The sequence below is a fragment of the Micromonospora sp. A200 genome (assembly GCF_029893845.1).
Taxonomy (GTDB): domain Bacteria; phylum Actinomycetota; class Actinomycetes; order Mycobacteriales; family Micromonosporaceae; genus Micromonospora; species Micromonospora purpureochromogenes.
This window is the reverse complement of the sequence record NZ_JARXXY010000025.1, coordinates 70,111-90,907: the sequence shown is the minus strand read 5'-3', so window position 1 is coordinate 90,907 and position 20,797 is coordinate 70,111. Positions and strand designations below refer to the sequence as shown.

At 74.3% G+C, this 20,797-nt stretch carries 17 protein-coding genes and 1 riboswitch; of the genes, 8 read left to right on the top strand and 9 right to left on the bottom strand.

Annotated features, from left to right (window positions below; genetic code table 11):
• Window positions 1-35: 35 nt before the first annotated feature.
• Complete coding sequence (locus M2302_RS23140; RefSeq protein WP_280839941.1) at window positions 36-620, bottom strand: metalloregulator ArsR/SmtB family transcription factor; 585 nt, start codon at window positions 618-620, stop codon at window positions 36-38.
• A gap of 660 nt (window positions 621-1,280) precedes the next feature.
• On the opposite strand from M2302_RS23140, the gene M2302_RS23135 reads away from it, so the two are divergent.
• The 4 genes from M2302_RS23135 (at window position 1,281) to M2302_RS23120 (ending at window position 5,934) form a co-directional block, all read left to right on the top strand.
• On the top strand, window positions 1,281-3,263 hold the full coding sequence (locus tag M2302_RS23135) for an AAA family ATPase (RefSeq protein WP_280839955.1): 1,983 nt from the start codon (window positions 1,281-1,283) through the stop codon (window positions 3,261-3,263).
• Between the two features lie 167 nt (window positions 3,264-3,430).
• Complete coding sequence (locus M2302_RS23130) at window positions 3,431-4,327, top strand: ABC transporter ATP-binding protein (protein ID WP_280839940.1); 897 nt, start codon at window positions 3,431-3,433, stop codon at window positions 4,325-4,327.
• A gap of 11 nt (window positions 4,328-4,338) precedes the next feature.
• Window positions 4,339-5,076 carry an ABC transporter permease gene (locus M2302_RS23125; protein WP_280839939.1) on the top strand — a complete coding sequence of 246 codons (738 nt, stop codon included), beginning with the start codon at window positions 4,339-4,341 and terminating at the stop codon, window positions 5,074-5,076.
• Window positions 5,077-5,172: 96 nt separating this feature from the next.
• Entirely contained in the window at window positions 5,173-5,934 is a 762-nt protein-coding gene (locus M2302_RS23120) for a VOC family protein (RefSeq protein WP_280839938.1), read from the top strand.
• A 68-nt stretch (window positions 5,935-6,002) separates the two neighbouring features.
• Here the strand turns inward: M2302_RS23120 and M2302_RS23115 are convergent, their stop codons facing one another.
• The 4 genes from M2302_RS23115 to M2302_RS23100 form a co-directional block, all read right to left on the bottom strand.
• Window positions 6,003-6,779: an ABC transporter ATP-binding protein gene (locus M2302_RS23115; protein WP_280839937.1), complete on the bottom strand. Its 777-nt coding sequence runs from the start codon at window positions 6,777-6,779 to the stop codon at window positions 6,003-6,005.
• Window positions 6,776-7,804, bottom strand: coding sequence for an iron ABC transporter permease (locus M2302_RS23110; protein ID WP_280839954.1), 1,029 nt, complete (start codon window positions 7,802-7,804; stop codon window positions 6,776-6,778). The genes M2302_RS23115 and M2302_RS23110 overlap by 4 nt, the downstream gene beginning before the upstream one ends.
• Before the next feature lie 205 nt (window positions 7,805-8,009).
• Window positions 8,010-8,948, bottom strand: a complete 939-nt coding sequence (locus tag M2302_RS23105; protein ID WP_280839936.1) for an ABC transporter substrate-binding protein — start codon at window positions 8,946-8,948, stop codon at window positions 8,010-8,012.
• A 110-nt stretch (window positions 8,949-9,058) separates the two neighbouring features.
• Window positions 9,059-9,122, bottom strand: a riboswitch (cobalamin riboswitch).
• Between the two features lie 108 nt (window positions 9,123-9,230).
• Window positions 9,231-11,090, bottom strand: a complete 1,860-nt coding sequence (locus tag M2302_RS23100; protein ID WP_280839935.1) for a M14 family zinc carboxypeptidase — start codon at window positions 11,088-11,090, stop codon at window positions 9,231-9,233.
• A 204-nt stretch (window positions 11,091-11,294) separates the two neighbouring features.
• Here M2302_RS23100 and M2302_RS23095 point away from each other — a divergent pair, with 204 nt between their 5' ends.
• Window positions 11,295-12,635 carry a C39 family peptidase gene (locus M2302_RS23095; RefSeq protein WP_280839934.1) on the top strand — a complete coding sequence of 447 codons (1,341 nt, stop codon included), beginning with the start codon at window positions 11,295-11,297 and terminating at the stop codon, window positions 12,633-12,635.
• Window positions 12,636-12,715: 80 nt separating this feature from the next.
• On the opposite strand, the gene M2302_RS23090 is transcribed toward M2302_RS23095, so the two are convergent.
• The 4 genes from M2302_RS23090 to mqnE are packed head-to-tail and all read right to left on the bottom strand — an operon-like array spanning window position 12,716 to window position 15,170.
• Entirely contained in the window at window positions 12,716-13,183 is a 468-nt protein-coding gene (locus M2302_RS23090; RefSeq protein WP_280839933.1) for a hypothetical protein, read from the bottom strand.
• Window positions 13,184-13,232: 49 nt separating this feature from the next.
• Window positions 13,233-13,511, bottom strand: a complete 279-nt coding sequence (locus M2302_RS23085; RefSeq protein WP_280839932.1) for a DUF4229 domain-containing protein — start codon at window positions 13,509-13,511, stop codon at window positions 13,233-13,235.
• Window positions 13,512-13,554: 43 nt separating this feature from the next.
• Window positions 13,555-13,977, bottom strand: a complete 423-nt coding sequence (locus tag M2302_RS23080) for a hypothetical protein (RefSeq protein WP_280839931.1) — start codon at window positions 13,975-13,977, stop codon at window positions 13,555-13,557.
• 23 nt (window positions 13,978-14,000) lie between these two features.
• Window positions 14,001-15,170 (bottom strand): aminofutalosine synthase MqnE, encoded by a 1,170-nt coding sequence (mqnE, locus tag M2302_RS23075; RefSeq protein ID WP_210774427.1) that lies wholly within the window; start codon window positions 15,168-15,170, stop codon window positions 14,001-14,003.
• A 239-nt stretch (window positions 15,171-15,409) separates the two neighbouring features.
• Between mqnE and M2302_RS23070 the strand changes: the two genes are divergently transcribed.
• The 3 genes from M2302_RS23070 to M2302_RS23060 all read left to right on the top strand — a co-directional run bounded on the left by M2302_RS23070 (window position 15,410) and on the right by M2302_RS23060 (window position 20,765).
• On the top strand, window positions 15,410-16,972 hold the full coding sequence (locus M2302_RS23070; protein ID WP_280839930.1) for a C40 family peptidase: 1,563 nt from the start codon (window positions 15,410-15,412) through the stop codon (window positions 16,970-16,972).
• A gap of 126 nt (window positions 16,973-17,098) precedes the next feature.
• A complete protein-coding gene (locus M2302_RS23065) occupies window positions 17,099-18,571 on the top strand; it encodes a hypothetical protein (RefSeq protein ID WP_280839929.1) in 1,473 nt (490 codons plus the stop codon).
• Window positions 18,572-18,803: 232 nt separating this feature from the next.
• The gene (locus tag M2302_RS23060; RefSeq protein ID WP_280839928.1) at window positions 18,804-20,765 is read left to right on the top strand and encodes a DEAD/DEAH box helicase; all 1,962 of its coding nucleotides are present in this window, start codon (window positions 18,804-18,806) and stop codon (window positions 20,763-20,765) included.
• Window positions 20,766-20,797: the final 32 nt, after the last annotated feature.

The window sequence follows — 20,797 nt, the reverse complement described above, 5'->3', positions numbered from 1 at the left end:
AAAATAATCCTTCACACCTGATCGACTCAACCCCCCTACGCCAGCGGCACCGCCTTGTACTGGATCGCCACCGAGCGCGCCCCGGCGGGCGGGTCGGCCTGCCGGTTCCGTTGCCGGTACGGCCGGAGCAGGGCCAGCACCGCCTCGTTCAGCTCGGCCAACTCGGCAGCGGTGAGCAGCAGCAGGCTGTCGTTGAACAGCGCCACGTCGTACCACTCGGGAGGCTCGTCCCCGGCGCGTCGCAACCAGTCCCGGGTCCGCTCCATGTCCCGGGCGGCGTGCGCCTCCACCAGCGCCTGCTCGGCGGCGCGGGCCTCGGGGCCCGCGTCCTGGCCCGCATCCACCATCCAGGCGTGGCTGAAGGTGCGCCAGACCCGCTCCCGCGCGTCGCCCCGGCTGGGCGCCTGCTCCACCAGGCCGGCCTTTGCCAGCGCCCGCAGGTGGTAGCTGGTCGCGCTCGGTGACATGCCGACGACCTCGGCGCACTCGGTGGCGGTCGCGCCGCCCTCCCGGGTGCTCAGGTGTTCCATGATCGCGATTCGGGCCGGATGGGCCAGCGCCCGCATCACCTGCGGGTCGCTGATCGTCATCCGGCGCTGCTCGGGCCGCGCCTCCGTCATCCCCACATGATCCCGCCCCGCCGCCCGGCGGGACCAGCACCGGTCCGTCCCGCCCGACACGGCCTGCCGCTCCACGCCCCTGCCGACTGCCCGCACCCACCGGCTGGGTCCTCGCAGCATGCTGTGGACCTGATGACGCAAACGACTCACCGGACCGGGTGCCGTCACGACTGTCGCCCGCCCTGTGCGATGCCCAGGTCGTGCCGAGCCGGGGCTGAACCGTTTGCGACATCAGCTCCAAAGCGACGTGTAGAGCACCGCAACCTCCCGAGGGCCGGGCTGCCGCCCGGCTCCCGACGCCGGCCAGTAGCTCGGGCGCAGGCGCCGGACCGGCGAGGGCGGCATGTGCGACCGGGGGTCGGCGTAAATGCGTGGCCGCCGTCGAGGGCGGGGCGTAACGTGGAGCGCCGCGCGCGGACCGCGCGCCTCTTTCTCACCGGGCACAGCCGGTACCGCGTCTGACGGAGCGCCGGGCGGCCCAGGTCAACCGATCACACGAACGCCACCGGAAGGTCGCCTCGGATGACCCGTGCCGCCACGCCCACCACCGACCCCGTCCGACCCTCGACAGCCGCCGACACCGACCCGGCCGACACCCTGGCCGCGCAACTCGCCGCCGAGCGGGCCCACCTGGACACCTCCCGCGCCGCGCTGCGCCGGATGCGCGAACGCGCCGAAGCCCTCTTCGCCACCGGCGACAAGGTGGCCGGGGACGCCTACACCGCCGAGCAGCTCGGCCGGCACATGGCCCGGCGGGTCAAGGAGCTGGCCGACGACCCGACCACCCCGCTCTTCTTCGGCCGGCTCGACTTCGGCCACACGGATCCCGACCATGCCGGACGCGAGTACCACGTCGGCCGGCGGCACGTCACCGACGACCGGGGCGAGCCGCTGGTGCTGGACTGGCGGGCCCCGATCTCCCGGTCGTTCTACCGGGCCAGCGCCCGGGACCCGCAGGGCGTCGCCGTCCGGCGGCGGTTCGGGTTCAGCGGCGGCGCGCTGACCAGCTTCGAGGACGAGCACCTCGACCGGGGCGAGGAGCTGGGCACGGCCAGTCGGATCCTCACCGCCGAGATCGAGCGCCCGCGCGTCGGCCCGATGCGCGACATCGTCGCCACCATCCAGCCCGAGCAGGACGAACTGGTCCGGGCCGACCTGGCCGACTCGATCTGCGTGCAGGGTGCGCCGGGCACCGGCAAGACGGCCGTCGGGCTGCACCGGGCCGCGTACCTGCTCTACCTGCACCGGGAGCGGCTGCGCCGCTCGGGAGTGCTGATCGTCGGGCCGAACCGGGCGTTCCTGTCGTACATCGCGGCGGTGCTGCCGGCGCTCGGCGAGGTCGAGGTCGAGCAGGCCACGGTCGAGGACCTGGTCACCCGGGTGCCGGTGGGCGCGGTCGAGCACCCCGCCGTGGCCACGCTGAAACACGACGTCCGGATGGCCGCGGTGCTGCGCCGGGCCGTCGACGCCCACATCGACGCGCCGACCGAGCCGATCATGGTGTCCGACGGCTCATTCCGCTGGCGGATCGGCCTCGACCCGCTGCACCGGGTGGTCGAGGAGACCCGCCGGGAGGGCCTGCCGTACGCCACCGGCCGCGACCGCGTCCGGGCCCGGGTGGTGGGGCTGCTGCAACGCCAGGCCGAGGCGCGCCGGGCCGAGTCACCCAGCGACGCCTGGCTGCGCCGGATGGCCAAGGCCCGGCCGGTCACCGCCTTCCTGGACGCGGTCTGGCCGGCGCTCACCCCGGAGGGGCTGGTGCACACGCTGCTCGGCGACCCGCAGGCGCTCGCCGCCGCCGCCGACGGGCTGCTCACGGCGGAGGAGCAGGCGCTGCTGGGCGGCACCGACACCACCGCGCGGACCGGGACGAAGCTCGGGCGCACCCCGCGGACGACGAAGTGGACCGCCGCCGACGCGGTGCTGATCGACGAGGCCGCCGGCCTGATCGAACGGCCCGCCGGCTTCGGGCACGTGGTGGTCGACGAGGCGCAGGACCTCTCCCCCATGCAGTGCCGGGCCATCGCCCGGCGCAGCGAGCACGGCTCGATCACCCTCCTCGGGGACCTGGCCCAGGGCACCGCCCCGTGGGCAGCCACCGACTGGCGGGAGTCCCTGACCCACCTGGGCAAGCCGGACGCGGTGGTGGTGCCGCTGAGCGTCGGCTTCCGGGTGCCGGCGGCGGTGGTCGCGTTCGCCAACCGGTTGCTGCCCGCGCTCGCCGTCGACGTACCCCCGGCGCGGTCGCTGCGCCGCGACGGGGCGCTGGACGTGCGTACCGTGACCGACCTGGACGCGGCGACCGTGGCCGAGGTGCGGGCGGCGCTCGCGCACGACGGTTCGGTCGGCGTGATCGCCGCCGACGACGCGGTGGACCGGCTCCGCGCGGCGCTGGCCGCCGCCGGTGTCCCGACCGCCACCGCCGACGACGTCGAGACCGCGGCGCGGGTCACCGTGGTCCCCGCGACGCTGGTCAAGGGCCTGGAGTACGACCACGTCGTGGTCGTCGAGCCGGCCGCGATCGTCGCCGCCGAACCGCGTGGCCTGCACCGCCTCTACGTGGTGCTGACCCGGGCGGTGTCCCGGCTGGCCGTGCTGCACACCGCGCCGCTGCCCGCCCCGCTGACCGACCCGGCCGGCTGACCGACCCGGCCGGCTGACCGACCCGGCCGGCTGACCGACCCGGCCGGCTGACCGACCCGGCCGGCTGAGCGGGCTGGCGCGGGCCCACGGGGCAGCGGGGCTGGCACCCGAGGGGTACAACCGGAGTCGGTACGTCCGTCCGGGTCCGCAACCCCCGAGGAGCCCCGATGATCCTGGCCCGCGCCGAGCAGGCCACCCGCCGGTACGGCGACGTGCTCGCCCTCGACCGGCTCGACCTGGAGGTACGCGCCGGCGAACTGGTCGGCCTGCTCGGACCGAACGGCGCCGGCAAGAGCACCCTGATCAACCTGCTGGTCGGCCTGCGCCGCCCCACCGCCGGCCGGGTGGAACTCTTCGGCGGCGACCCGCGCGACCCGGCGTCCCGCCGGCACCTCGGCGTCACCCCGCAGGAGACGGGCCTGCCCGGCACGCTGCGCGTCGGCGAGGTGGTCGACTTCGTCGCCGCGCACTTCCCCGACCCGGTGCCCAAGGCTGAACTGCTCGACCGCTTCGGCCTCACCGAGCAGGTGAAACGACAGACCGGTGGCCTCTCCGGCGGCCAGCGCCGGCGGCTCGCCGTCGCGCTGGCCTTCCTCGGCCGGCCCCGGCTGGTGGTGCTCGACGAGCCGACCACCGGGCTGGACGTCGAGGCGCGGCACACCCTCTGGGAGGCGATCCGGGCCTTCCACACCGACGGCGGGACGGTGCTGCTGAGCAGCCACTACCTGGAGGAGGTGGAGGCGCTGGCACACCGGGTGGTGGTGATGGGCCGGGGTCGGGTGCTCGCCGACGACACGGTGGCGGCGATCCGCGGCATCGTCGGCGTACGGCGGGTCAGCCTGGTCGCCGACGCGTTGCCCGCGCTGCCCGGCGTGGTCGGCACCACCCACACCGACGGGCGTACCCACCTGCTCACCACGGACGCCGACCAGCTGGTGCGCGACCTGGTCACCGCCGGGGTGGCCTTCCGCGACCTGGAGGTGCGCCCCACCTCGCTGGAGGAGGCGTTCCTGGCCATCACCGCCGACGACGGGTCGACCCCCGCCCAACCCACCACGGTCTGAGAGGGGCACCCGTGCAGCTCGCCCTGGTCCACGCCCGCTACCAGCTGCTGGAGATCATGCGGATCCCGGTCGCGGTGGTGGGCAGCGCGTTCTTCCCCGCCGCCTCGATGCTCTTCTTCGTGGTGCCGTTCACCGGGGACGACCGGACCGCCGCCACCTACGCGACCGCCGCGATGGTCACCTTCTCGGTGCTCACCGCCAACATCTTCCAGTACGGCGTCGGGGTCTCCGAGGACCGCGCGCTGCCGTGGAACCCGTACACCCGGACGCTGCCGACCGGTCCGGCGGCGCGCTTCGCCGGGCGGGTGCTGGCCGGCCTGGTGCTGACGTACCTGTCCATGCTGCCGGTGGTGGTGATCGCGGCGGTGGCCACCTCGGCCCGGGTCGGCGCGGTGGAGTTCCTGCTCGGCGCCGCCACGGTGGCCGTGATCTCGGTGCCGTTCACGCTGCTGGGCCTGGCCATCGGGTACGCGCTGCCGAGCAAGGCGGCGATCGTGGTCGCGCAGGTGGTCTTCTTCCCGCTGGCCTTCGGCGGCGGGCTGCTCTCCGGCCCCGACACCGCGCCCGGCTTCATCCGGGCGATCGCCCCGTACCTGCCCACCCGGGGTGCCGTGGAGCTGATGTGGGCGGCGGTCACCGACTGGTCCCCGGACCCACGGGCGCTGGTCTCGCTGGGCGTCTGGGTGGTGGCGCTGGCGGCGCTCGCCGGCTGGGCGTACCGGCGGGACGAGGGTCGCCGGTACGGCTGACCTTTCGTCCGTTTCCCCCGCACCCGACGGCGGGACGGTGCCAGGATGCCGGCAGGGCGTGCCGTCGACGGACGCCACCGGCGGAAAGGGGCCATCGTGAGCGGCGTCGAGCCCGGCACGCCCTGCTGGGCCGACCTGGCCACCCCCGACCTGGAGGACGCGAAACGCTTCTACCCCGAGCTGTTCGGCTGGACCGGCCGGGTCTCGCCGCAGCCCGAGGCGGGCGGCTACACCATTTTCCTCAAGGACGGCCGGGCGGTGGCGGGCGCGGGACCGCCGGCCACCCCGGACCAGGTGCCGATCTGGTCCACGTACGTGGCCACCGACGACGCCAACCTGGCCGCCACCCGCGTCGAGGCGGCGGGCGGGCAGGTGCTGGTCCCCCCGTTCGACGTCTTCGACCAGGGCCGGATGGGAGTCTTCGCGGACCCGGCCGGCGCGGTGTTCAGCGTCTGGCAGCCGATGGCGATGAGAGGTGCGGAGCTGTTCAACGTCCCCGGCGCGATGTGCTGGAACGAGCTGGTCACCCCGGACCCGGAGGGTGCCAAGGCCTTCTACGAGCTGGTCTTCGGCTGGCACCCGGAGGACGAGCCGATGGATGCGGTCCCCTACACCGGCTGGCGGTGCGGGGCGCGGATCGTGGCCGGCATGATGCCGCCGCTCGGCGACGAGTTCCCCGCCGACATGCCGGCCTACTGGTCGGTCTACTTCGCGGTGGCGGACACCGACGCGACCGCCGCCCGGGCCGCCGCGATCGGCGGCACCATCCTCGTCCCGCCCCGGGACATCCCCCAGGGCCGCCTGGCCGCCCTCCGCGACCCGCAGGGCGCCCTCTTCTCCGTCATCACCCTTCCCTGACCCCGCTGTCGGCGATCCGGGACGCCGGGGCGCCGGTCCGAGGCGGTCTCAGGACCGCGCGGGGGGGGTCAGTGGGGACGGATCGGCACCACCAGCGGGCCGTGGTCGCCGTCGATGACGCGCACGTGGGCGCGGTAGTACGTGGCGAGGAGTTCCTGGGTGAGCACCTCGCGGGGCGGACCGGCGGCGACCACCCGGCCGTCGGCGAGCAGCACCAGCCGGTCGGCGTACTCGCCGGCGACGGAGAGGTCGTGCATGGTGGCGAACACGGTCAGCCCGTGTGCCCGCCGTAACTGGTCGACGAGCTCCAGCACCTCCTGCTGGTGGCCGATGTCCAGCGCGCTGGTCGGCTCGTCCAGCAGCAGCAGGGTGGCGCCCTGGGCGAGCGCCCGGGCCAGGAATACCCGCTGCCGCTCGCCGCCGGAGAGGGTGGCCAGCTCCCGGCCATGGAACGCGGCCAGGTCCAGCCGGTCCAGCACCTCCCACACGGCGGCCAGGTCGGCGGCGGACTCCCGCCCCAGCGGCGGGATGTACGGGGTGCGGCCGAGCAGGACGTAGTCGAGCACCGACATCCCGGCCGGCACCACCGGGGACTGCGCGACGGTGGCCACCACCCGGGCCCGCTCCCGGGGGCGCAGCGCGCGCAGCGGCGTACCGAAGAGGGAGACGGCGTGCCGCGCGGGCAGCAGGCCGCCGACGGCGCGCAGCAGGGTCGACTTGCCGGCACCGTTCGGGCCGATCACGGTAACCCACTCGCCGGCCGCGACGGTCAGGTCGACCCCGGCGAGGATGGGCGCGCCGCCCAGCCGCACGTGCAGGTCGCGCACCTCGACCGCGGGCGTCACGACAGCACCCGTCGGGAGGTACGCAGCACCAGGACGAAGAACGGGCCGCCGAGCAGCGCGGTGACCACGCCGATCGGGATCTCGGCCGGGGCGGCGACGGTGCGGGCCACCACGTCGGTCAGCGCCAGGAACGCGCCGCCGAAGAGCATGGACAGCGGCAGGATGACCCGGTAGCTGGACCCGGCGAGCAGCCGCACGGTGTGCGGGACGATGATCCCGACGAAGCCGATCAGCCCGGAGGCGGAGACCGCGGCCGCGGTGCCGAGCGAGGCGGCGGCGATCAGCAGGTAGCGGGAGCGCTGCGGGTGCAGCCCGAGGCTGGCCGCCTCGTCGTCGCCGAGCGACAGCACGTCCAGCTCGCGACGGTGCAGCAGCACCACGACCGCGGTGAGCGCGAAGTACGGCAGGACCAGCAGCACGTCGTGCCAGCCGGCGGTGGCGAGCCGGCCGAGCAGCCAGGAGTAGACCAGCTGGATGCTGTCCGAGTGCCGTTGCAGCAGGTACGTCTGCCCGGCCGAGAGGAACGCCGAGACCGCCACCCCGGCCAGGATCAGCGTCGCCGGGGACCGGCCGCGCGCGCCGGCCACGCCGAGCACGTACGTCATCGCCACCGCGCCGAGCGAGCCGACGAACGCGGCCAGCGGCACGGTCAGCGACAGCCCGGTCAGCGCCGCACCGGCCGCACCGAGGGAGATCACCGCGGTGACCGCCAGCCCGGCGCCGGCCGCCACGCCCAGCAGGTACGGATCAGCCAGCGGGTTGCGGAACACCCCCTGGTACGCGCCGCCGGCCAGCGCGAGCAGCGCGCCGACCAGCAGGCCGAGCACCACCCGGGGCAGCCGCAGCTCGGTGACGATGGCGATCTCACCGGCGGTCAGGCCGCTGTCCAGGTGCACCCCGGGCAGCAGGTTGAGCAGTTCGGCGGCGACGCTGCCGGGCGGCATGCTGACCGGGCCGAGCGACACTCCGGCGACCACGGCGACCAGCACCGCGGCCAGCCCGGCGGCCAGCCAGCGCCGGCGCAGCCCGGCCGGCCTGGCCGTACCGGCGGTCGCCGGCTCGGTGACCGGCGGCGCGACGGACGGACGGCCGGGTCCCGACGCCGACGCCGGGCCGTCCGACGCGGGGCCGGCGGGGTGGCGGGAGGCGGGTACGCCGGTCGGCCGGGACGCGTCGGGCGTCCCGGCCGATCGGGGTTGCGTGGGTCGCACGGTCACCGGCGGCGAACGGTCACGCCGGCACCTTGGCGACCGCGTCGACGACCGTGCGGAGCTGGTCGACCACGCGCGGACCCCAGCGCGAGGCGATGTCGTCGTCGAGGACGACCACCTGGTTGTTCTTGACGGCGGTGATGCCGGCCCAGCCGCTGCGGGCCTTGACCGTCGCCGGGGTCTGCTGGCAGCACTTGGTGTCGGCCAGGAAGACGAAGTCCGGGTCGGCCTTGACGATCACTTCCTGGGAGAGCTGCGGGTAGCCGCCGTTCTTCCCGTCGGCGTCCGAGGCGTCGGCGATGTTCTCCAGGCCCGCGAGGGCGTAGATCGAGCCGATGAAGGTCTTGCTGGTCGCGGTGTAGAGCTCCGGACCCAGCTCGTGGTAGTAGGTCAGCTTCTCCGACCGCTGCGGCAGGTCCTTGACCAGCTTGGCGATGTCGTCCTTCATCCGCTTGGTGACGTCGGCGGCCTCGGCCGGGTGACCGGTCAGCGCGCCCAGGTCGGTGATCTGCCGGTAGGAGTCGTCCAGGGTGGCCGCCGCCGGGGTGAGGAGCACCGGGATCTTCAGCGTGGTGAGCTGGTCGACGATCTTGTTGGTGTCGTTGGAGAGCACCACCAGGTCGGGCGTCTTGGCCGCGATCGCCTCGGCGTTGGGCTGGAAGCCGGACAGGTCGCTCTTCGGCGCCTCCGGCGGGTGGTTCGAGTTGTCGTCGACGGCGGTGACCTGCTTGCCGGCGCCGATGGCGAAGAGCATCTCGGTCACGCTCGGCGACAGCGAGACGATCTTCTCGGGACGCTTCTCCAGCGTCAGCTTGCCGACCGTGACGGGAAAGGTGGCCGCCGCGCTGCTGCTGCCGGCGGCGGGGGTGTCGTTCGAGGTCTTCTCGGCGCAGGCGCCGAGGGTCAGTGCGGCCACCGCGAGGGTCGCGGCGAGCAGCCGGGGGGTACGTCCGGACATGTGTCCTCCTGTCGGTCGAGGAGCGTGGTGCTTCGCCGACAGGAACCTGGGTACCCGCCCGCGAGGCGCCCTTCCTCGAGAGCGCGTGTCGCGACCACCGACGCAGGCGACCTGGCTCGTCCCCGCGCGGGGCGGGGCATCACAGTTGCGGGACAGCGCCGGTTTCGCACCGGCTTCGCTGCGGTTGGTCGGAGCCACGGTAGCGCACGACCAGCGGAGATCGTCCGGACGGGAGGGGTGGGCGGGGTCCCGTCGGGGACGGACCGGGACCCCACCCGGCTGTCAGGAGCTGGTGATGGTGACGTTGTCCACAGCCGCCTCGACCAGGCTCGCGCCGGAGGCGTCCGCGGCCTCCACCACGATCCGCACCGACTGCCCGGCGTACGGCGTCAGGTTGAGGTTCGCCACCGCCCAGGCCGCGTCCCGGTCGGTGGCCGCGCCCGCCTGGTTGAGCAGGGTGCTGGTGCCGCCGTTGTGCACCACGCTGACCCGCAGGTAGTCCGCCGACGAGGCGTTCGACCCGTGCGCCAGGTACCAGGCCAGCGAGAGGGTGAGCGTGCCGGTGGCCGGCAGGGTCACCGCCGGGGAACGGGCGCTGGTGGCCCCGCCGTCGACGTCGTGGTCACCCGCCCCGGTGCCGGCGAGCCGGCCGGTGACCAGGTCGTTGGCGCCGGCGTACGGGACGAGCTGCTTGGCCCCGGAGGAGTTGGTCGCCTGGGCGGCGCCCCGCTCCCAGACCCCGGTGGTGGCGGTGTCCGTGCCGGCCGGGTTGGTGGTCCACCCGGTGGCCGTCTCGAAGGTGTCCGACCAGACCGTGGTGCCGCCACCGCCGCCGCAGTACTGGGACTGCTTGCCGATCGCCCGGTACGGGCAGTCGGCGTACTCGGAGAGCAGCAGCACCGCCTCCCGGTTGCGGGAGGTCTGCGCGGGGATCACCTCGTCCGGCGGGTAGAAGCCGCCGCCGGTGGCCGAGCCCGGGTACATCTCGAAGGTGTACGCCCAGATGCCGTGGGCGGCCCACATCCAGTCGATGCTGGTGCCGTCGGCGATGTAGAGGTCGCTGGACTGCTCCGGGGTGTAGCCGTTGGTGTTCGCCATCTGCTGGCCGATGGTGGCGAAGGTGCTGTACTGGTCGGCGCTCATTCCGGTGGGGGTGTTCGCGGTGGTGTAGCCGAACGGCCAGAGCACCAGCTGCGAGTAGGTGTGGAAGTCGATGTTCGCCTTGATCTGCTGCGTCCCGCCGACCACCCGGCTGTTGACGAAGTTGCGCAGCGCGCTGGTCTCCGGTGCGGAGAAGGCGGACGGGCCGCGGTAGGTGTCCGACGAGGTGGTGCCGGACGAGCCGCCGCAGCAGCCCCACTGGTACGACCAGTTCCGGTTGAGGTCCGTCCCGACGGCGGTGGAGCCGCTGTTGGGCTGCCGGTTCTTCCGCCAGGAGCGGTACGAGCCGGTGGCGATGTCGTACTCGCTGCCGTCGGGGTTGACCGTCGGGACGATCCAGATCTCCCGGGAGTTGACGACGTTGGTGATCCGGGAGTCGCTGCCGTAGCTGTCGGTGAAGAGGTTGAGCAGGTAGATCGCCATCTCGACGGTCAGGTGCTCCCGGGCGTGCTGCTGGGCGTTGAAGAGGATCTCCGGTTCGTTCTCGTCGGTGCCGACGTTGTCGGAGATCTTCACCGCCATCAGGTCGCGGCCCTCGTACGACGTACCGATGCTGATCTTGCGGGCGATGGCCGGGTGGTCCGCGACCGCCTGGTTCACGACGGCGGTCAGCTCCGCGTAGTCGTGGTAGTTGGAGTCGGCCGGCGGGAAGGCGAGGGTGCCGGCCTCGTCGTGGGAATGCGTCGGCGCGGGCTCCGACTCCAGCCGGAAGCCGAGCCGGGTGATCGCCGCCGCCTCGGCCCGGGTGGCCGAGACGTGCAGGATGCCGTGTTCGGAGTAGTCGATCGCCGCGCCGGTGCGGGCGACGGAGTTCCGGTCGGCCAGGGTGCGTGGTCCGAGCACCCGGTAGCCGGCGGCGGCCGGTTCCGGGTCGGGGGCGGGGCGGGCGGAGACCGGGCCGGTGGCGACGGTGACGAGGCCGAGCCCGACGGCGACGGCCAGCGCCAGCCGGCGGCGGAGTGGGGACATGCGGAGGGCCATGGACAACCTCCTCGGGGTACGGGAGATCCCGTTGTCCGCACACTTCACCAGGAGTCACATGGTCATATCAACATTCATCACTTCCATGGTCCATCTCAGCCGGATCCTCCTGCCGGCAATAATTTTCCATGTCCAGACATCTGGCGGAACTTCCCTCCAGGCGGGACAGTGAACGGCAACGGTTCCTCACCTCGCGGAGTTGCCATGGCCAGCAAATCCCTGCGCGCCGTCGCCCTCGCCGGCGTCGCCGCGCTCACCCTCCTCGGCACCGCCGTTCCGGCCCAGGCCGACAACAACCTGCCCGTCGTCGCGCACGACGAGCAGATCACCTTCCAGGAATGGTCCAGCCACCCCGACTGGCACGCCGGCAGCCACCAGGGCACGTACGCCATCCCGGGCCACCGCACCGGGATCACCATCGACCGTCCCGCCGGGACCACCACCCGCACCGACCCGCACGGTGGCGCCACCCGCACCTGGGAGTACGCCACCTGGACCTCACCGCGGACCCAGATCGGCTTCGACGCCACCGAACTGGTCGCCTCCTGGAACGCGGACACCCCGGCCGGCACCTGGATCCAGGTCGAGCTCCAGGGCACCTACAACACCGGTGCCGCGACCCCCTGGTACGTGATGGGTCGCTGGGCCTCGGGCGACCAGGACATCAAGCGGGCCACCCTGGACGGTCAGGGCGACCCCTGGTCGACCATCTGGACCGACACGTTCTCCATCGACGACGCGAAGGCGGGGGTGCTGTTGCGGTCGTACCAGCTGCGCCTCAACCTCTACCGCGCGCCCGGCCAGGCGGCCTCCCCCCGGGTCCGAATGCTCAGCGCGATGAGTTCCCACGTGCCGGACCGGTTCACCGTCGCCCCCAGCAAGGGCGGCATCGCCTGGGGCACCGAGCTGCCCGTGCCGGCCCGGTCGCAGATGATCCATCGGGGCAACTACCCCGAGTGGGGCGGCGGCGGGCAGGTCTGGTGCAGCCCCACCTCGACCACGATGGTGCTGGAGTACTACGGCCGCGGCCCGTCGGCCGACGACCTGTCCTGGGTCACCCCCGGCTACACCGACCCGCAGGTCGCCCACGCCGCCCGGATGACCTGGGACTACGAGTACGAGGGCGCCGGCAACTGGCCGTTCAACACCGCGTACGCGGCCAGCTTCCCCGGCATCGACGCCCGGGTGACCCGCATGCACTCGCTCGACGAGGTGGAGCGCTTCATCGCCGCGGGCATCCCCGTCATCACCTCGCAGTCCTTCCTCGGCACCGAACTGGACGGTTCCAACTACGGCACCTCCGGCCACCTGTTCGTGGTCGTCGGCTTCACCGCCGACGGTGACGTGATCGTCAACGACCCGGCCTCCTCGTCCAACGCCGAGGTGCGCAACGTCTACAAGCGCGAGCAGTTCGAGCAGATCTGGCTGCGCACCAAGCGCTACCGGGCCAACGGCACGGTGGCCGGCGGCTCCGGCGGCATCGCGTACCTGATCAAGCCGGCCCACCGGCCCTGGCCGGTGGTGCCCGGCTCCACCAACTGGTAGGTACCGACGCGACGGGCCCGGCACGGAGTTCCGTGCCGGGCCCTTCGGTCGAATTCGCGGGTCGGTCGGGTCGCCGGTCCTCAGTGGGACGGGGCGAACGGCGCGGGCGTCTCGGCCCCCTGCCGCCGCCGGCGGACCATCCGGACCACCATGACCACCCAGGCCACCGCGGCGACCACACCGGCCAGGGTCAGCCCCGTGGCCAGCAGGTACGTGGATCCGCCCGTGGTGGAGAAGACGCCCTTGCGGGCGCCCGTGTCGCGCGCCGGGGCCGGGTCGCCCTTGGCCAAGCCGTCCGGCGCGTCGTAGAGGATGACGTCGGTGCGCCGGGCACCGCCGTCGGTGGCCACGAAGTCCCCGTGCCACTCGCAGTTACGCCGTGAGCATTCCTCGTTCACGGCCGTGAAGGTTCCCGCCGTACCGCTGCCGCCCTTGGCCTGCCAGGCCGGCACGAGGTCGGTGGCGCCCATCATCAGCCCGATGGCGGCGATGACCGGCAGCCCGATCCAGACGAAAACCTTCGTCCGCCACCCGTTGATCTTGTCCATGGCGGCAGACCCTAGTCGGGACGCCCCGGTTTCGCTGCCCCGTCGCCGGCTATCCCTCGCGGTGCGGATCCGCCTGGTCGGGCTGGTCGTCGCCGGCCAGCGCCGACCGGAGCCGCTCCTTCTCGGCGCGCCGCCGCTCGGCCGCGGCGGCCATCTCCTCGGCCATCTCGTCCCGCCAGCCGCGCAGCAGGAAGAACGAGGCGGCGGCGGAGAACGCCAGCGCCAGGATCAGCTTCAGGAAGATGTCCATGTCCACCGGCCAGAGGGCCAGCACGACCACCACGAACAGCCCGATCCGGCCCAGCGTGTACTTGACCGCCGCGCTCACGTTTCCACTCCGTTCTCCGCCACCGGGGTGACCCGGGTCGGGTTCAGCCCGTGCGTCGGGCCAGCCAGTGCACGCCAGGGAACCAGAGCACCGCGTACACCAGGGTGAACGCGAGGGCGGCCAGGCCGCCGGTGAGCAGCGGCGCCAGGCCGCCCGCCACCCCGGCGACCAGCAGCCCGCCGACCACCGCGACCACGGCGGCGACCAGCGCCGCCACCACCCGGGCCGCGCCGAACTCCCAGGCCCGGAAGTCGTCCCAGTACAGCCACGCCGGCAGGATCACCGCCAGCCAGCCGTTGGTGCGCCCGAACTCGCCCGCGCCGATCGACGCGAAGGCCCAGTCGAACAGCACCAGCGCCAGCATCCCGATGACCCACCCGGCGAGGCTGACCCCGAGCAGGTCGCCCAGGGTGAGGACGCGCCCCTCGGCGTCCCGCCGGGGGAATCCGCTCCGCTGCTCGGTCATGGTGCTACGAGGATACGGCCGGATCAGGCCCAGACCTGCTGGGGCTCGGAACGCCGCTCGGCCAGCGACGGGGCCTTGTCGTACTCCCGGACCACGTTGTAGCGGGTGTCCCGCTCGACGGGCTGGAAGCCGGCGTCCCAGATCAGGTGCAGCAGGTCGTCCCGGTGCATCGTGTTCGGGGTGCCGTACGAGTCCGCGTCGTGAGTGATCTTGTATTCCACGACGGAGCCGTCCAGGTCGTCCACCCCGAAGTTGAGCGACAGCTGGGCGACCGAGAGGCCGTGCATCACCCAGAAGCACTTCACGTGCGGCACGTTGTCGAAGAGCAGCCGGGAGACCGCGAAGGTCTTCAGCGACTCGGCCGGCGACGCCATCGTGGTGCGGGCCTGGATCCGGTTACGGATCTTGCCGTCCGCCGAGTCGACGAAGTCGTGCTGGTAGCGCAGCGGGATGAAGACCGCGAAGCCGCCGGTCTCGTCCTGCAGCTCGCGCAGCCGCAGCACGTGGTCGACCCGGTGCCGGGGCTCCTCGATGTGGCCGTAGAGCATCGTCGACGGGGTCTTCATGCCCTTCGAGTGGGCCAGCCGGTGGATCCGCGACCAGTCCTCCCAGTGGCACTCGTGGTCGACGATGTGCTGCCGGACCTCCCAGTCGAAGATCTCGGCGCCGCCGCCGGTCAGCGACTCCAGGCCGGCGTCCATCAGCTCGTCGAGGATCGCGTCGGCGCTCAGCCCGCTGATCTTCTCGAACCACTGCACCTCGGTGGCGGTGAAGCACTTGAGCTTGACATTGGGCAGCGCCGCCTTCAGCTCGCGCAGCACCTTCGGGTAGTAGCGCCACGGCAGGGTCGGGTGCAGGCCGTTGACGATGTGCAGCTCGGTGAGCTGCTCGTCCTCCATCTCCTTGGCCTTGCGTACGGCCTCGTCGATGCGCATCGTGTACGCGTCCTTCTCGCCCGGCTTACGCTGGAACGAGCAGTACGCGCAGGAGGCGGAGCAGACGTTGGTCAGGTTGAGGTGCCGGTTGACGTTGAACATCACCCGGTCGCCGTTGAGCTCGGTACGGCGGTGGTGGGCCAGCCGCCCCAGCCAGGCCAGGTCGTCGCTGTCGTAGAGCGCGATCCCGTCCTCCCGGGTCAGCCGCTCACCGGCGTACACCTTCGCTTCGAGCTCGCGCTTGAGTCCGGCGTCCATCGAAAGCCACGTCCCTTCCACCTGTGTCCCGGTCGAGCCTACGTCGGGCCCCCGACGAGCCGGCAGCACGGGCACCGCCAGCGACGTACTTCACCGGACTCTCAGGTTCCCGTGACCGGGCGATGCATCGACATCGCTGCCTCGGTGCGGTAAGACAGGGTGGGGCGCGACACACACTGGTAGCGTCCCGGTCGCCGCGCCCACCGTGCGCGGCACGAGCGCGCCGGACGGGGAGCGGAATGGTCGACAGCGGGCACGGGCGACGGCAGCGACGACGCAGGAGTCCGGTGATCTCGCCGGTGCTGCGTCCCGCGCTCTGGTCGGCCCTGCTCGGCGCCGTCGCCGCGATGGCCCTGGCCACCCCCGCGTACGCCGAGCCGGCGCTGCCCAACGCCGTTCCCGACACCGGCTCCCGCCCGGTGGCCACCGGCGGCCTGCGCCTGCCCGGTGCCGCCCCGGGCCTGTCCGGCGGCGTGACCGGCCTGCCCACCGGCGGGCCGACCCTGCCGGTCGGCGGGGTCGTCGCCAGCCCGCTGCTGGCCCAGATCACCGCCCTCGAGACGCAGAACGGCCAGCTCGGCGACCAGCTGCTCGGGCTCCGCCAGCAGCGCGACGACGCCCGCACGCAGCTCACCGCAGCCGAGGGTGAGCTGGCCCGGGCCCGCGACGCCCTGGCCGCCGCCCAGCAGCGCGCCGACGCCGTGGCCGCCGACGCCTTCAAGGCCGCCGCCGCCCTGCCGCCCGGCGAGATCGCCGAGGACCTCGAGGGGCTGAGCCGCCTGTCGCGGATCTCCCGCGGCGAGCAGGCCGAGGACACCACCACCGCCGCCGCCGGCGAGCTGTCCCGTACCCGCACCGCCGAGCAGGTCGCCACCCAGGCGGTCGCCTCCGCGCAGGACCGGGTCCGCCGGGCGGAGGAGCAGTTCACCGCGGTGGAGAAGGCGCTGCGGGAGAACGAGCGGAAGCTGGTCAAGCTCCGCGCGGACAACCAGGCCCAGCTGATCGAGCTGGAACGGCAGCAGGAGGCCGCCGAGCAGAAGCTCGGTGCCGCGTACGTCGAGGGGCAGAGCGCCACCGGCCTGATCGCCAGCCCGCAGGCCCTCGCCGCCGTCCGGTACGCGCTGGCGCAGCTCGGCGACCCGTACCTCTGGTCGGCCGAGGGGCCGGACCGGTTCGACTGCTCCGGTCTGATGTGGGCGGCCTACCGCTCGGCCGGCTACTACGACCTGCCCCGCGTCTCCCGGGACCAGTACTACGCCACCCGGGCCCGCTCGGTGGACCGCAGTGCCCTGCTCCCCGGCGACCTGCTCTTCTTCGCCTCGGGCAGCAGCTGGACGACGATCCACCACGTCGGCATGTACATCGGCGGCGGCAAGATGGTGCAGGCACCGTCCACCGGCGACGTCGTCAAGATCTCCACGGTCCGGTGGTCCGGCCTGTACGCCGCCACCCGGGTCGTCGGGGCGGTAGCCGCGCCGGCCACCCCGCAGCCGCCCGTCACGCCCACCACGCCGGCCCCCAAGCCGACGGGGTCGACGTCGCCGAAGCCGACCACCCCGGCGCCGAACCCTTCGCCCACCTCCACGAAGGCGCCCACCCGGCCGCCGACCACGCCCACCACGCCGCCGGCGTCGCCGTCGCCGTCGCAGAGCCCGTCGCCGTCGCCGAGCCCGTCGAACTCGGGCGCGCCGAGCCCGTCGACCAGCAGCGCGGTGCCGAGCACCGCGCCGAGCAGCCTGGCCCCGGAGACCAGCGCCCCGGCGTCGACCTCGGCCTCGGCCTCGGCGAGCACCGGCGCCTGACCCGGCCGATACCCGCCCGGTACGCGCTCCGGCTGTGCCGGCGGGGAGGAATGTGGCACCGTGACATCCAGGCACATCCGACCCGGTGTCACGGGCGCGGGTGCGAGCGCGGCGCGGAGGGCGAGCATGGGCGAGCGACAGATTCCGGCGGAGACCGTCGACCCCGGATCCGTGCCCGAACCGGCCGCCCCGACCGGACGCTCCGAGGTCGACGGGCCGCGGGCGGACGTGGCATCGAGCGCGCCCGACGCCGCCCCGGCCGCACCTGATGCCTCGCCGGCCGCCCCCGACACCGGGCCGGCAGCCCCCGACGCCGGGCCGGCAGCGGACCGCCCGGAAGGAGGCGCGAACGCGGACGCCCCGCCGGCCGTGTCCCAGCCGTCGCCGTCCGCCACGCCCGCCCGCGCCCGGGCCAGCGTCGCCACCGTGACCGCGCCACCACAGGACGGAGACCTGCCGGGCCCGCCCGCCGCCGGCACCACCTACCGGGCCGGCGCGCCGGAGAGCGCCCGGGCCGGCGGGGAGAGCGCCGCCGACCCGGCCGAGGGTTCCGGCTGGGCACGCGTCCCGACCGGCTCCGCGCCCGTGGTGGGCGCCGCGTCGGTACCCGGACAGCGCGGCGGTAGCTCGACGCCGGGCACCCGGGCCAGCGCCTCCGTGCCGGGGCTGAGCCGGGTCTCGGCCGAGGAGGCCGCCGCCGGCGCGGTCGCCCGGGCCGGCGGCGGAGCCGCCACCGTCTACCGGTCGACACCGGTCAACCCGGAACCGCCCGAGCCCGCCCAGCCCCCGGAGCCGGCCCAGCCGCCCACCCCGCCGACGCCCGAGCCGGAGCCCGCACCGACCCCGGAGCCGCCCAGGCCCGCGCCCCCGCCCCCGCCCGCCCCGCCCGCACCGACGCCGATCCCGGAACCGCCGGCGCCCGGACCGTTCCCCCCGCCGGCGCCCCCGCTGCCGCGCCCGACCCCGCCCGGCCCGCGCCCGACCCCGCCCGGCCCGGTTCCGCCCGTGCCCGGCCCGCCGGTACCCCCGCCCGGGCCGGCGGTGCCCCCGCCGCCGCCCCCGCCGGGCCCGATGCCGGCCCCGCCGTTCCCGCCGCCGCCAGCCATGCCGGGCGCAGGCAGGCCGGTCTCCGCCCCGCCCGCCGCCGCGCCGCCGTTCCGGGCCGCCGCGCAGGTCTCCGCGCCACCCGCCCGGGCCGCCGCGCCGCTTTCGGCCCCGCCGGCCCCGCCGGTCCGGCCGGCGTCGACCCCCGTCGAGCGCCCCGCCTGGGGTACGCCGGCCGCCGGCGCCCTCGGCCGGCCCGGTACGCCCTACCGGGGCGGCCCGGACCTGGCGAGCACCGTCTACGGCGGCACCGAGGGGCCCGGCTTCGCCACGGTCTCCTTCCCGGCCGGCAACCCGCTGGAGAACTCCGGCTCGCTGACCGGGCACATCCTGGCCCAGGGCTGGGCCGACACGCCCGCCGAACGGTCCCGCACCACCCGGGTGGTGGTCGTCCTGGCGGCCTCGCTGGGGCTGCTGGTGGCGATCAGCGTGCTGATCGTCCTGCTCGCCAACGACGCCATGGACGGCCTGGTGGGCAACATCCTGAACAAGTGACCACGGGCGGTCCGGGCCACGCCGTCCGGTCCGTGGGCGTACGCGGGGCGAGGGTGAGCCCGCCCACTACCCCCTCGCGATCGACTGGCGGCGTCGCCGGGCCGCCGTACACTTGTGGAGATCACTGACCTGGCGCGCGTGGTGCGCGCCCATGGGCGATCTTGCGGGCGATTCGGCGGCGTGCAGCCGCAGCGGGCCATCGCGAAGATGCGCCCCGCTCGAAAGGCATTTCTTGACCACCTTCGCTGACCCCGGCACCACTCCGTCCGTCCTCGACCCGACCGTCGGGGACACCCCCGCCGCCGACGTCGACTTCGCCGACCTCGGCCTGCCCCGGCCGCTGGTCGAGGCGCTCGCCCGACAGGGCATCACCACCCCGTTCGAGATCCAGCGGGCCACCATGCCCGACGCGCTCGCCGGCCGGGACGTGCTCGGCCGGGGCCAGACCGGCTCCGGCAAGACCCTCGCCTTCGGGCTGCCGCTGATCGCCCGGCTCGCCGACCGCAACCGGGCCCGTCCGCTGCACCCCCGGGCCCTGGTGCTGGTCCCCACCCGGGAACTCGCCATGCAGGTCAACGACGCCCTGATGCCGCTCGGCAAGGCCGTCGGGATCTTCCTCAAGACCGCCGTCGGCGGGGTGCCGTACGACCGGCAGATCGACGCGCTGCGCCGTGGCGTGGAGATCGTCGTGGCCACACCGGGCCGGCTCGGCGACCTGATCAACCGGGGCGTGTGTCACCTGGACGACGTCGAGGTGACCGTCCTCGACGAGGCCGACCAGATGGCCGACATGGGCTTCCTGCCCGAGGTGACCCAGCTGCTGGCGAAGACGCCGGCGGACGGCCAGCGACTGCTCTTCTCGGCCACTCTGGACGGTGACGTGGACTCGCTGGTCAAGCGGTTCATGACCGACCCGGTGACCCACTCGACCGCCCCGTCGACCGCGTCGGTGTCCACCATGGACCACCACATGCTGCTGATCCCGCCGCACGACAAGTTCGCGGTGGCGGCGTCCATCGCGGCCCGCGACGGCCGGACCATGCTCTTCGCGCGTACCCAGCTCGGGGTCGACCGGCTGGTCGAGCAGCTCGCCGCGGTGGGCGTACGGGCCGGTGGCCTGCACGGTGGCAAGACCCAGCGGATGCGTACCAAGACGCTGGCCGAGTTCCGTGAGGGCCGGATGAACGTCCTGGTCGCCACCGACGTGGCCGCCCGGGGCATCCACGTCGACGGGGTCTCCCTGGTGCTGCACATCGACCCGCCGAAGGACCCGAAGGACTACCTGCACCGCGCGGGCCGTACCGCCCGGGCCGGCGAGTCCGGCGCGGTGGCGACCCTGGTGCTGCCCAAGCAGCGCCGCACCACGCTGGCGATGATGGAGAAGGCCGGCGTCGCGCCGGCCGAGACCCGGGTCCGCGTCGGCGACCCGACCCTGGCCGAGCTGACCGGTGCCCGCGAGCCCAGCGGCGTCCCGGTCCGCGAGGAGCCGGAGCCGCGCCGCGCCGCCGGGCAGCGCCGCTACGGTGACCGCCCGGACCGGGGCGAGCGCCGGTTCGGTGACCGGCCGACCGGCGAGCGCCGGTTCGGTGACCGGCCGACCGGCGAGCGCCGGTTCGGTGACCGGCCGACCGGCGAGCGCCGGTTCGGTGACCGGGACGGGCGCGGCGAACGCTTCGGCGAGCGCCGCTTCGACCGCCCGGCGGGCGAGCGTTCCTTCGGCGACCGGGGCCAGCGCGGCTTCGACGGCCGGAGCGACCGCCCGGCGGGCGAGCGTTCCTTCGGCGACCGGGGCCAGCGCGGCTTCGACGGCCGCAGCGACCGCCCGGCGGGCGAGCGTTCCTTCGGCGACCGGGGCGACCGGGGTTACGCCGACCGCCCCCAGGGCGAGCGGCGCTTCGACGGCCGGGGCCAGCGCGGCTCCGACGGCCGGGGCGACCGGCCGGCCGGCGACCGCTCGTTCGGCGACCGGGGCCAGCGCGGCTTCGGCGACCGCACCGACCGGCCGGCCGGCGAGCACCGCTACGGCGACCGCGGCGAGCGCTTCGGCGACCGGCCGCAGGGCGAGCGGCGCTTCGGCGGCGAGCAGCGCGGCACCGAGCGCCGGGGCGGGTTCCGCCCCGAGGCGCGGGGCGACGACCGTCCGCGCGACGACCGGCGTGGCTTCGGCGGCCGGCCGCCGGCGCGTACCCACTGATCCGTCCGAACACCCGGAACGCCGTCGCGGAG